Source organism: Deferribacterota bacterium (assembly GCA_034189185.1).
In the GTDB taxonomy this organism is placed as follows: Bacteria; Chrysiogenota; Deferribacteres; order Deferribacterales; family UBA228; genus UBA228.
The window spans coordinates 1-11,983 of sequence record JAXHVM010000056.1; the positions used below are offsets into that span (position 1 = coordinate 1).

At 30.9% G+C, this 11,983-nt stretch carries 16 protein-coding genes; 6 read left to right on the forward strand and 10 right to left on the reverse strand.

All coding sequences use genetic code 11. The features are described 5' to 3' along the window. The coding region (gene traT, locus SVN78_05415) for a complement resistance protein TraT (protein MDY6821040.1) at positions 1 to 649 on the forward strand (649 nt) is incomplete at its 5' end. Between the two features lie 17 nt (positions 650 to 666). On the opposite strand, the gene SVN78_05420 is transcribed toward traT, so the two are convergent. Genes SVN78_05420 through SVN78_05445 form a run of 6 tightly spaced genes read right to left on the reverse strand, consistent with a single transcriptional unit; the run spans position 667 to position 3,518 of the window. After that, the gene (locus SVN78_05420; GenBank protein MDY6821041.1) at positions 667 to 1,023 is read right to left on the reverse strand and encodes a NifB/NifX family molybdenum-iron cluster-binding protein; all 357 of its coding nucleotides are present in this window, start codon (positions 1,021 to 1,023) and stop codon (positions 667 to 669) included. 16 nt (positions 1,024 to 1,039) lie between these two features. Further along, positions 1,040 to 1,375 carry a NifB/NifX family molybdenum-iron cluster-binding protein gene (locus SVN78_05425; protein ID MDY6821042.1) on the reverse strand — a complete coding sequence of 112 codons (336 nt, stop codon included), beginning with the start codon at positions 1,373 to 1,375 and terminating at the stop codon, positions 1,040 to 1,042. Beyond that, the gene (locus SVN78_05430; GenBank protein MDY6821043.1) at positions 1,347 to 2,264 is read right to left on the reverse strand and encodes an ATP-binding protein; all 918 of its coding nucleotides are present in this window, start codon (positions 2,262 to 2,264) and stop codon (positions 1,347 to 1,349) included. The genes SVN78_05425 and SVN78_05430 overlap by 29 nt, the downstream gene beginning before the upstream one ends. Continuing rightward, entirely contained in the window at positions 2,242 to 3,120 is an 879-nt protein-coding gene (locus tag SVN78_05435; protein ID MDY6821044.1) for an ATP-binding protein, read from the reverse strand. Before SVN78_05435 ends, SVN78_05430 begins: the two co-directional genes overlap by 23 nt. Before the next feature lie 33 nt (positions 3,121 to 3,153). Beyond that, entirely contained in the window at positions 3,154 to 3,339 is a 186-nt protein-coding gene (locus SVN78_05440; GenBank protein MDY6821045.1) for a DUF2892 domain-containing protein, read from the reverse strand. Positions 3,340 to 3,356: 17 nt separating this feature from the next. Continuing rightward, positions 3,357 to 3,518 carry a DUF5320 domain-containing protein gene (locus tag SVN78_05445; GenBank protein MDY6821046.1) on the reverse strand — a complete coding sequence of 54 codons (162 nt, stop codon included), beginning with the start codon at positions 3,516 to 3,518 and terminating at the stop codon, positions 3,357 to 3,359. Positions 3,519 to 3,659: 141 nt separating this feature from the next. Here SVN78_05445 and SVN78_05450 point away from each other — a divergent pair, with 141 nt between their 5' ends. From SVN78_05450 to SVN78_05460, 3 genes are all read left to right on the forward strand, one after another. Continuing rightward, positions 3,660 to 3,905, forward strand: coding sequence for a DUF5320 family protein (locus tag SVN78_05450; GenBank protein MDY6821047.1), 246 nt, complete (start codon positions 3,660 to 3,662; stop codon positions 3,903 to 3,905). Between the two features lie 64 nt (positions 3,906 to 3,969). Beyond that, on the forward strand, positions 3,970 to 4,359 hold the full coding sequence (locus SVN78_05455; GenBank protein ID MDY6821048.1) for a DUF134 domain-containing protein: 390 nt from the start codon (positions 3,970 to 3,972) through the stop codon (positions 4,357 to 4,359). Next, positions 4,359 to 5,114 carry a DUF364 domain-containing protein gene (locus SVN78_05460; GenBank protein MDY6821049.1) on the forward strand — a complete coding sequence of 252 codons (756 nt, stop codon included), beginning with the start codon at positions 4,359 to 4,361 and terminating at the stop codon, positions 5,112 to 5,114. Before SVN78_05455 ends, SVN78_05460 begins: the two co-directional genes overlap by 1 nt. Here the strand turns inward: SVN78_05460 and SVN78_05465 are convergent, their stop codons facing one another. Both SVN78_05465 and aksA read right to left on the reverse strand, forming a co-directional pair. Next, positions 5,115 to 6,623 (reverse strand): amidase family protein, encoded by a 1,509-nt coding sequence (locus SVN78_05465; protein ID MDY6821050.1) that lies wholly within the window; start codon positions 6,621 to 6,623, stop codon positions 5,115 to 5,117. Positions 6,624 to 6,805: 182 nt separating this feature from the next. Beyond that, positions 6,806 to 7,951 (reverse strand): homoaconitate hydratase, encoded by a 1,146-nt coding sequence (aksA, locus tag SVN78_05470; GenBank protein MDY6821051.1) that lies wholly within the window; start codon positions 7,949 to 7,951, stop codon positions 6,806 to 6,808. A 253-nt stretch (positions 7,952 to 8,204) separates the two neighbouring features. Between aksA and SVN78_05475 the strand changes: the two genes are divergently transcribed. After that, positions 8,205 to 8,609 carry a hotdog fold thioesterase gene (locus SVN78_05475; GenBank protein ID MDY6821052.1) on the forward strand — a complete coding sequence of 135 codons (405 nt, stop codon included), beginning with the start codon at positions 8,205 to 8,207 and terminating at the stop codon, positions 8,607 to 8,609. 13 nt (positions 8,610 to 8,622) lie between these two features. Here SVN78_05475 and SVN78_05480 read toward each other — a convergent pair whose 3' ends face one another. After that, on the reverse strand, positions 8,623 to 10,116 hold the full coding sequence (locus SVN78_05480; protein ID MDY6821053.1) for a multiheme c-type cytochrome: 1,494 nt from the start codon (positions 10,114 to 10,116) through the stop codon (positions 8,623 to 8,625). Positions 10,117 to 10,348: 232 nt separating this feature from the next. Between SVN78_05480 and SVN78_05485 the strand changes: the two genes are divergently transcribed. Further along, a complete protein-coding gene (locus SVN78_05485) occupies positions 10,349 to 11,260 on the forward strand; it encodes an ArsA family ATPase (GenBank protein MDY6821054.1) in 912 nt (303 codons plus the stop codon). Positions 11,261 to 11,365: 105 nt separating this feature from the next. Here the strand turns inward: SVN78_05485 and SVN78_05490 are convergent, their stop codons facing one another. Beyond that, a complete protein-coding gene (locus SVN78_05490; protein MDY6821055.1) occupies positions 11,366 to 11,770 on the reverse strand; it encodes a molybdenum cofactor biosynthesis protein MoaE in 405 nt (134 codons plus the stop codon). Between the last annotated feature and the right edge of the window lie 213 nt (positions 11,771 to 11,983).

Genomic DNA, 11,983 nt, shown 5'->3' on the forward strand with positions numbered 1-11,983 from the left:
GGAGAGTAGCTTAAGAAAATATATTGTGTTAATTATTATAAGTTTTATAGGTTTATATATATCTTCTTGTTCACCTATTATTAGTAGTATAGAGCACTCTGAATTAGATACGGATGTTAAATTTAGTAAGTCAGTATTTTTAACACCCTCTGAGGATAGAAAAAAGATTTATGTTAGGGTTACCAATACCTCAGGAAATTATAATCTTAATTTTAAGGAGAAATTAATAGGTTATCTAGCAAATGGTGGTTATAAGTTTGTAGATAACCCAGATGAAGCTGACTATGAATTAAGAGCAAATATTTTATTTGTCGACGATGTAAAAAAATACAAGGCAGCTGAGGGTGCTTTTGAAGGTTCAGCTTTTGGAGCTTTAGCTGGAGCTGCTGCTATTGATCCTGATATAGGTGGAGCATTAGCTGGTTGGGCAGTTGGTGCAGCAGCTGGAGCAGCAACTGGTTTTTTATTTCCTGTTAAAACATTTGCAGGTGTGGTTGATGTTAGAGTGGTAGAAAATATAAATGGTAAACAGAAAGATGATTCTTTACAGGTTGCTGTTAAGGCAACACAAACTAGATTGGATAAAGAAAAGGCTTCTTTAATTATATCAGATAAATTAGCTGAACAGGTAGCAGCCCTATTTTTATAATAAAATAGGGCTGTTTTTTAATCATGGCATTGATGTAAATGTCCACCTGGGCAAGACTGGCCAGTGGTTTTTAATTTATCATTAATTAAATCATTAACCAATTCTTCTACCTTTTTTGTTTCTGCGCCTAAATAAACATCAATATTATATTGATTAAAAAAGTTCACAGCTTTTGGGCCCATACCACCGGCAATGATTATATTAACACCTTTATCTGCAAGCCACTGAGGAAACACACCTTGGCCATGTTCAGGTGGAATTAAGGATTCACTCTCAATGATTTTACTATTTTCCACTGTTGCAATATAAAAGGTTTCACAACGCCCAAAATGTGGACTTAAGACTCCATTTTCAGATGGTATTGCTATCTTCATAGGTATCCTCCTAATGTTAATTATTTAATTTATTTAATTTATTTTCAAGAAATAAATCTAAATTCTCTTTTACACTTTTGTTATCACCCTTATATATAGCTATTTTGTCTTTTAGGGTATTCTTTGCTTTAGGTCCAATGTCACCAGTTATAAGAGCATCAATCTGTAATTCTAACAATTTTGAAGCAGCTTTAATACCTGCACCATGCTCAACATCAATATTCTCACTATTGTCAAAAAAATAACCATCCTTTTTTTCAGTATCATAGATGTACCAGTATTTACTTCTTGCAAACCTAGCGTCTAGTTTTGCATTAATATTGTTACCTTCCGATGTTATAGCTAATTTCATAGCTACCTCCTTTTGATATGTTTTTTAATATGTTACTCCAAATATTTTTAAATAATTCGTTAAAATAATCATTATACTCTGAGAGGAGAACCTTTTTTTTCTGGGCTTCTATGACTTCCTTTGTGTAATCTATTGTGCCCAAGAGTGGTATATTTTCATTTTTCAGATATGTCATTATTGATTTTTCATTTTCACTATTTAGGCCATATTTGTTGATTATTGCAAAGCTTTTTATGTTAAAGTATTTAGCAAGTTCAATCAATCTTTTTGCATCATGAATACCTGATAGTGTTGGTTCAATAACTGTTATAACAATATCTACACCTGTCATTGCTGATATCACAGGACACCCTATTCCAGGAGGTCCATCAATGATTATATAATTTCCCTTTTGTTTCTTTAGAACAATTCTACCATCTTGCTTAACAGCAGCTACTAATTTTCCTGAATTTTCACCTCCAACATTCAATATTCCATGACACATTGTGGTGTTAAGTTTTGTTATAGAAATAAGTTTTCTGCCAGTTTCTCTTTTTTTCAAAGATATTGCATTTTCAGGGCATATAAAACTGCATAGGCCACAACCTTCACAGTTCAAATCATTTATGAAGAGAGTGTTATTTTTTTTGTCGATTTCTATAGCATTGTATTTACAGTGATCTTTACAAATTTTGCAATTTGTACAAGTAGTTAAGTCAATTTCAGGTATAACGCCTGAATAAAAGGTTGATTCTTCTATTATTTTAGGTTCAAATAGTATAGGTAGATCTGAGGCATCCACATCTGCATCTACTAAAACATCGATTTCATTTAAAAATAAGGCTAGACTTGATGCCACAGTAGTTTTTCCTGCTCCACCTTTGCCGCTAACAATTAATATTTCTTTCATTTGAATTACTCACTGTGTTTAATATAATGTTGTTAATGTTATTTAATTCTTTTGCTACTTCCTTGGATTCACATATAAATAAACCTTTGGCGTATGCTTTTGAAATAGTCTCACTATATTTTATTCTGCCAACTATTTTTAAGTTATTATTAATACAATAATTTTCTAAATCAGAAAAACCGCTATCATCTTTATTTATAAAGATATAAAAAGGTTTGCCTATGATTTTTAATGTTTCAACTATGATCTTAAAATCATGTAATCCAAAAGGGGTTGGCTCTGCAACAACTATAACAGTATCAGCATCTTTAACTGCTTCAATAGCAGGACAACTATTCCCTGGTGGGCAATCATATACAATAAGGTCAAAGTTCTCTTTATTATTGTTGACAAATCTTTTTACCTGTCTAATTAACTCGGTTGTCATTGTTGAACTGTTTTTTAGGTATCCATAAACAATGGAAGGTGTTGAATCAAGGTTGTAATATATTGTTCCGATTTCTCTTTGACTATCTTTTATTGCATTATATTTACATATATATTTACAGGCAGTACAACCGTGGCATAACTCTTCAAAAAACTTTAGAAACTTTGGAGCTACTGCAATTGCACCGTATTGACATTTTTTAGAGCATTCCATGCAGTAGGTGCACTTATTTAAATCGAATTCAGGTTTAAAATCATAAGCTTTAGAATCAAGGACTTTATATTTAAAAAATAGATTATCGTTAGGTTCTTCAACGTCTAGATCAACTAGTAGGGTTTTTACGTTATAACTTAGAAGCTTTGCAAAATTGATAGCTACAGTTGTTTTACCTGTCCCGCCTTTGCCGCTAATAAATGCAATTTTATACATTGTATTTGTTATATATATTGGATTTTATCATATTTATTGTTTTCTTCGTGTAGATATACCAAAAGGTACATAGAGGGGGCACCATCCTATTACAGCAACGATTATAGGTATAAAGCCAATAAGCCCCCACCAGCTTTTAAAATATACACCAGCTATAATTATTAATAACCCAATAACAATCCTAATAAGTCTATCTATATTTCCAATATTCCTTTTCATATTGATTCTCCTTTTAATTATCTTTTATCTTTTTCATTAGAATCAATTATGTTTCTTGATTTTTTACTAATATCACCCATCTTATTTTTTCTAAGATTTCTACCACTCTTACACTTACCTCTTCCTTTACCTGTGCCAGGACCTTTTCCAAGTGGTCCAGTTCCATCAAAGTTTGGCATAATAGCACCTCCTTAGCTTTTATGATAAAATAATGAACATATGTTTATTTGTCAATAGGAATAGTAGAAATTAAAAATTATTGACATTATGAACATAAGTTTATAATATAAATATTAGAAACTAGTTTAAGGAGGTGAAAAATGTTTGGACGTGGATTTGCATTTAGAGGTAGTTCTCCTGGTTGGCCCTATGTAGGAATAGGTAGAGGGGGGCTCCCAAGGTGTGCAGCATATTTCAGGGGTTATGAGCCAATAGGTTTTAGAGATTATAATATAGAAAACACTAAAGAACAAGAATTAGAATATTTAAAAAGATATGCAGAAGATCTCCAAAGAGAGTTAAAAAGGATTAATGAAAGAATAGCAGAATTAAAAAAAACAACCTAAGCTAGCTACTAAATATTTAAGGTGGCTAGTTGACTTATTGTAGACATATGGTTATTATATTTCTATGGCTAGACCTTTTAAAACTAAAATTATTGGTGAAAAACCAAAAGTTGATGAGTTTAAACCAAGGGGCATACCATCTAAGTTAATAGATAAAATATATATTACACTTGATGAATATGAAGCTATTAGATTAGCTGATTATTTGGGTATGGAGCATGTTGATGCAGCTGAGTTAATGGGTATTTCAAGGCCTACCTTTACAAGACTTGTTGAAAGGGCAAGGCATAAAGTTTCAAAGGCATTAGTTGAGGCAAAATCAATGGTTCTTGAAGGTGGGGATGTTATAATTAGAAAAAGATCAAGATGTAGTAGTTGTGGGATAGAATATTTAGATAGGCCTGGTTACAGACATAGATGTGGAAAATATATGAAAATTAAAGGAGATTTATAATGGTAATGAAAGATTGTTTTGAGTTTTATAATAATTTAATTAACACATTTAAAGAATATATAGATGGTAAAATACCTTTGGACAGTGAGATTAAGATAAGTTGTAGGGTATTAGACCCAAATGAGGCAATAGGCAATCCGAAAAGAAAAGATTTTCCTCTTCTTAATGGTAAAGAAGTGCTAATAGAGGCAGACTTTAACGGTTTTAAAGGTCAAGCTTATACAGATAGTCCGGCTATTTTCAATGGAACTATTTCAGAGGTATTGAATTTAGATTTGGAGAAGAACTCATCAAAAGCAATTTTGGTTGCTACTATAAATGCTGTAGTAAGATTTTTGGAGCAGAGTATAAAAACTGTTCACTGTAAAGATGAAGAGCCTACAGAGTGCGCTAAAAAAATCTCAGAATTTTTAAGGGGTAAAGATTATAAGAAAATATTGCTTATTGGCTACCAACCAGCAATTGCTGATGCATTAAATGAGGATTTTGAGTTAATAGTATTAGATAGAAATAAAGATAACGTAGGCAAGAATATAAATAATTTAGTAATCTATGATGGTTATAAAGATAGTGGTCACTTATTTGGTAAAGTAGATATTATATTATCAACGGGTTCAACAATTGCCAATGGCAGTATAGCAGATATATTGCAAAACGCAAAAGCCTATAAAAAAGATATATATTTTTACGGAACAACTATTGCAGGAGCTGCCCATTTACTAAAATTAAATAGGCTATGTTTTGAGGCGCATTAATTATTTTATAAGTTTTGGTATTTTATCAAACCATGGTCTTTCTTTTTCTAATTGGGCTGCTAGTCTAAATAGTATATTTTCACTTCCATTTTTGGTCATAAAATGAACACCTATAGGTAGACCATTTTTATCTAGGAAGAGGGGAACGTTCATAGCAGGTTGCCCTGTGAGGTTTGCCAATTGTGTAAAGGGTGTTCTTTCTAAACTCTCTTTTGCAATTGTATCAATAATCTTTGTGCTTTTTATAAGTTTTCCTAATCTACATCTATGAACAAGAGCAAATAGTAATTTTTCGATTTTATTTGGTAGTAATTCACCAATTAATGGAGGTGGAAATGCAACTGTTGGTGTTAGATATATATCATATTTTTCATGGAATTTACCCATAATACGTGCCGCGCAATTCCAATATTTTTTTGATATAACAAATTCACCAGCAGTTAAAGCACGCCCCATTTCATAGAGAACTCTAGTTAAGGATTCTATTTCTGAAGATTTTACTTTTCTTTCTCTAATTAATGATATTTCTTTAATGGATGCATTAACCTCACCAAAATATAGGCATAAATAGCTTTTAGCTAATTTCCAACCATCTATTTCTGGTTTATCTTCTTCAACATAGTGCCCCAACTTTTCAAGAATTTTGGCAGTCTTAAATATTGCATTTTTATGCTCCTCATTTACATTTGTGCCAATGGGTGATTCTGTATTGAATGCTATTCTTAGTCTTCCAGGATCGATTTTAATTTCCTCTATGTAGGGTTTTTCAGGTTTTTCAATAATATAAGGAGCTCCAGGATCTTCACCTAATGTGGAATCTAACATTAATGCACTATCTCTAACAGAGCGAGCAAGTATATGATCATTTACAGCCCCTTGCCATATCTCACCATTATCAGGACCTGTAGGAAGTCTTCCCCTTGAAGGTTTAAGGCCAAATAGTCCACAATATGACGAGGGTATTCTAATTGATCCCCCACCATCATTACCATGAGCTATAGGTGTAACGCCACCTGCTATAGCAGCGGCTGAGCCTCCGCTTGAGCCACCTGGTGAGTGTTTGGTATTCCATGGATTTTTTGTTGGCCCAAACAGCTCTGGTTCTGTTATAGCAAGAAGACCAAATTCTGGAACATTAGTTTTGCCAATTATAATAAGACCTGTATTTTTATATCTTTTGATTAACTCACTGTCCTTCTCAGGTATATAATCCTTCAATGATTTTGAGCCCATAGTAAGAGGTACCCCTGCTAGTGGGTGTAAAATATCTTTTATTAAAAAGGGAACCCCTGGAAAAGCTTTATTTGATAGATTTTGAGAGGTTAGTTTTTTAGCTCTTTCCCTTGCATATTCATAAGTTTTTGATATTACAGCATTTATAGTAGGATTTATCTCTTCTAATCTTTTAATTGATATCTCCACAAGTTCAGTTGGGCTAACCTCTTTTTTCTTAACTAAATCAGCTAGAGCTGTAGCATCTAATGATATATATTCTTCAAAGGATAACATATTAAATAGCCTCCATATAATAATTTTATAATACTATTATTTTGTTTATACGTCAATTTATATATGTTAAATTGGTAGAGAATTCATTTCTTGTGGTTAATAATTATTAAGCTTCAGATGGTTATGAGCAGATATTATAAATAGTGAATAGAAGTTTTAAAAATAAGGCAAGTAGATTATAGCTAGTTGCATACTGGTTTAGTCATTGTGTTATAAATATTTATTACATCCTTTTCATTTAAATATTTTCTATCTGCTTCAGCCTTATTTTTACATTTATTGAGTAAAATTTCTAACAATTCTTCATTATAACCTAGATTAGCATCATCTAATATTTTTTTAAGCATAGATCTACCAGAGTTTTTACCAATAACAATTTGCCTTTTCATATTAAATTCTTCTGGGTTTATATACTCATAATTTAAAGAATTTTTAATAACGCCATTAGCATGTATCCCAGATTCATAGGTAAACATAAAATCACCAAATATAGGTTTTTGTGGGTGGATTGGTTTTCTTGTAATTTTAGAAACATAATAGAGCATTTCTTTAAGTAATAATATATTATTACTAAGTCTATTTATTATTTTGTCATTTTTCTCAATATAATATAGATACATTGCAATCTCTTCTAATGGTGTATTTCCTGCTCTTTCACCGAGGCCCATAATTGTAGTATTAATATATTTTGCTCCAGCTTTATAAGCGGCAATAGCATTTGCTGTTGCTAGTCCAAAATCGTTGTGTCCATGGAATTCTATATCAAAATCTGTATAGTCTATTAATTGTTTAATAATTTCAAATGTTTTAAAAGGATCCAAAATGCCTAAGGTATCACAAAATCTGAATCTATTAGCATTATATTTTTTTGCAGTTAATATAAATTCTCTTAAGAATGTAATGTCAGCTCTTGATGAATCTTCTCCGCCAACTGAGATATACTTAATTCCTTTTTCTTTAGCATAAGAGAGAACCCTTTTTAACTGTTCTATTATCCATTTTTTATCTTTTGATAGTTTGTATTTAATCTGTATATCACTTACTGGAAAAGATATTTCCACAGATTTAGCGCCGGCTAAAATAGATTTTTCAATATCTTTTATTAAACCCCTATTCCAAGCTATAATCCTTGGGCCTAAATCTAGTTCTAATATTGCTCTGAAATCATCAATCTCTTTAATACCACTAGCTGGAATACCAGCTTCAATTTCATCGATACCTAAAGCGGATAAATATTTTACAATTTTTAACTTTTCTTCTCTATTAAATGATATACCAGGTGTTTGTTCGCCGTCTCTTAATGTTGTATCATCGAGATATATATGCATTCTCAGCCTCTTAATGTTATATTATGTAATTTATTGCAAGAATAATGCCAATATTGGTATATGCTTATATGTGCTAATTGTTGCCTTTTCTTTGATATTTATTTATATAATTTGTTATTAAGATAACATTTTTGTATGTTATATTACAAAATTAATATAAATTACTGCTAAAAGAGTGTTAATGATGTTGAATGTACATGATTATATTTGTTATCTGTTGTGATATATGTTAGTTCAATAAAAAGAGGTGAGTATGGAAAAAATTGTAGAATTTATGAAAGAGAAAGACAAAATCAGATCTTTATTTGATATTGAAATAGTTAAAGCAGAAAAAGGAAATGTTATAACTAAAATGTTAGTGAAAGAAAATATGCTTAATGCTGCAAATGTTTGCCATGGCGGTGCTATTTTTTCACTAGCTGATTTTACCTTTGCTCTAATCTCAAATTTATATGGAAATGTTGCCCTAGCAATAAATGCTAATATAAATTTTGTAAATCCAGCATATTTAGGTGATGAATTGGTTGCTACCGCCGAAGAGATAAGCAGAAGTAATAAAATTGGTTTATATAAAATAACAATAAAAAAGGAAAAAGGCAATAAACTTATTGCCTTTTTCAATGGGGAAGTTTATATAAAAAAGGAAAAATTATTTTAATTATCTTATTAAATTATTCCTTATTTTCTTTTAATTTAAATTCAAGCCAGTCCTTCATTTGTTGTATATTTTTACTCATATACCAGCGGCCATTTGCGAAAGCTCCATAATCTGCACCTATCATAGCTGAACTAAATCGAGTGGAATTTGCGAAAAATAACCATTGTTCTACCCACATTTTTTCTATAGCTTCATTAAAGATACTATCTCCTTTTGCTAGGCCAAGAGCAACCCCTAAATCCCATGCCTTTAAAAGAATTTTTGTTGCTGCCAAGGTCATTTCATTTGTTGTTTTTATTGTGTTTTCAAATCTTGCATATTGATTATCTACCCAATTAGTGCTATGACAAGCTTTGCATACGTTTTTCATATTATTTCTGCGAATATCCATTTCTTTAGAATCTATGAGATATTGTGATACATATTCACCTGTAAGCTCTGTGGGAAGGGGCAATCCATCTTTATTTTTAATTATAGTGGTATCAGGGGATATAGGATGAGGATGGGCGTAGGGAAGTCCAAATATTCTCCAAGGAAGTCTATCATTCATTTGATGTGTTCTATTAGCTATTACTTTTCCATTTTTATCTACAACTAAACTAGCATGGCATGTGGCACATGTTGGAGCTGAAAAGTCTTCACCTAATACCCATGGGACTTTATCAAAATTCCATTTATCACTCATTGAGCTATAAATATTTCCATGCTTACTTACCATATAAACCTTATATGCTGGCACATCAGGTCCTTTATGGCATTCAGAACAAGTAGCTGGCTTTCTAGCCATTGCAATAGAAAATTGATGGCGTGTATGGCAAGATGTGCAGGAACCCTTTGATCCATCAGGATTAATTCTACCCACACCTTGGTTTGGCCATCCTGATAGAATTGGAAATTCCATTTCACCAAAATCTGTTTTTATTTTCTTTAATCCTTTTACTTCTACCTTAGTTCCATGACAATATGCGCAAGAATCTGCTATAGTCTCTTCGTCAGCAGGCTTGTATATAGTATCATTGCCATCAAAAACTTGTACGCCATCTGAAGTGTCCACAAGATTATGATATACAGGATTTTTTAATAGGTTGTTATGAGCATTAGACATAATGTTTTTACTATATTCTAATACTTCTTGAGAGTGGCATGTGGCGCAATCTTTTGGAGTTACAACTACGTGAATCTTGAAGCCATTGTGATTGAAAGTATCTTTGTGTGTATCAGGATTTAATGCATGGCATTCATAACAGCCTACTACATTGCCTTTAACATGATCAGGAATATCTTTACTTGAAACCCTTCTTTTAAGAGGTGGTTTCTTTGTTGCCTCTTCTGGGGAAATAGTTGAATGTCTACTTTTCTTCCAGTCAGCTACAATGCCTGGAGTAACAGTACTATGGCAACTTAAACAGGTTTGTGTTTCTTTACTAATGGATGCGTATGTATTAGATGTAAAAAAGAATGCTACTAATATTAATGAAGATAAAAGTAAATAAGATATTCTTTTCATATCTGCACCCTCAAGTATTTTTATTTATTTTATATAATATATAAAAGATTAATTCAAGTAAAATTAACTTATAATAATTATAAATGTTTGTTAAAATTATAATTAAATTGTTTTTATAAAACTTATAATTTAATAATACTTACAGCAATTTTGAATTTTAGTTTTAGTGATAAACACGATGTGTTTGATTTATTATTTCATTTATATGCAGAAAATAGTATTGTAAATAATTGTGAGAGATATCTATCTAATTTGTGGAAAAGGTGGGGTTGGAAAAAGCACATGTGCAGCATCAATTGCCATTGCGCTGTCAAATAAAAACATAAAAACATTACTTTTATCAACAGATTTCACACCTGCTATTGGGGATGTTTTGAATATTGAAATAGGATCTGAATTTACTAGAGTAAAGAAACACCTATATGCCACTGCTTTAGATCAAAAAATAATTACAGATCGTTGGGTTAAAAAGTTTGGGCCAGATTTTTATGAAATGTTATCAAATATAGTGAATTTGGATGAATTTGATAGGTCATCAAGGCATAGTCTTTTAGAATATATAGGTTCAGCTCCATCATTGCGTGAAGAGACAATGCTAGATTATATTGTAGAAATTTCAAAGGAAGGAGATTTTGATAAGATTATATGGGATTCAGCCCCTGCTGGTGAGACATTGAATTTGTTAAATATGCCACAACTACTAAAGAAACATTTAAAATCCGGTGCAAAAATATATGAAAGTATTGATAGATTAAGGAGAAAGATTAGCGGTAAAAGAAGCATTACAGATATTATAAATGAGTGGATAAATCTATCAGACTTTGTATATAATTACTTAAAAGAGAATGCAGCTTTTATTATTGTAACTAATCCTGAGAAAGTAGTATTTAATAGGACTGTTGACATAATAAAAATATTGGATGAATATAGGATGTTTATTCAAGGATTAGTCATTAATAAAATAAACACCGATGTTTCCTGTGAGAGTTTTAATAATAAGCAAAGTAAGTATATAGAATTGATAGTTAATCTTGCTGGTGGAAAGCCTATTGCTGAGATACCCTTTGATTTTTTGGGACTTGAATCATATGATAAACTAAACAATATAGGAAACATATTGATTAATAATCTAAGAATTGAATAATTGGCAAATGAGTTTAATTGATTAAAATTTATCAATAATTGCTAAAGGAATCATATAAAAGTAGGGCATCTGATCTTACAAGATAGTAATAAAAAAATTATTTATTTAAAAACTTATTTCTTTTAATAAGAATATATTGTCTTGCTTCATATATTCTAGGATTTCTCTGATACAATTAAAACCACTGTTTCTCTCTGTTGCCTCGGCAGCAATGAACAAAATTGCCTCATTTTTATATATTATACCAATCCTATGAGCTATATGTATTTTATTAATATTATATTTATTTATAATGGTTAATAGATTTTCTTTAATCTCATTTTCCTTTACTAACAGACTGATTATAATATGCTTATAGTTTTTTATGTACTTGCCGGGATATTTAGCTTTGCCGTGATGAATGAGGATTGTGCCGGTAGAATCATATAATTTGTTATAAAAGCTATCTATCAATTCTTTTATGTTTAATGGCTTATTTGTGATTAGAAAATTAAGGTTATTATTTTTCATTTTTTAATATTAGATACTATATTTGTAAAGATTAATGTAGTCAACAAGATTTTTAATAATAGTAGTAATAAAATCATATTGACATTTTGAACATATGTTATTAATATATTATTAGCTACATTTAAGGTAGAAAAAATTTTTGGAGGTGTGCTATGCCAGGTGGTGATAGAACAGGTCCATTAGGATTAGGGCCAATGACAGGTAGAGCAGCTG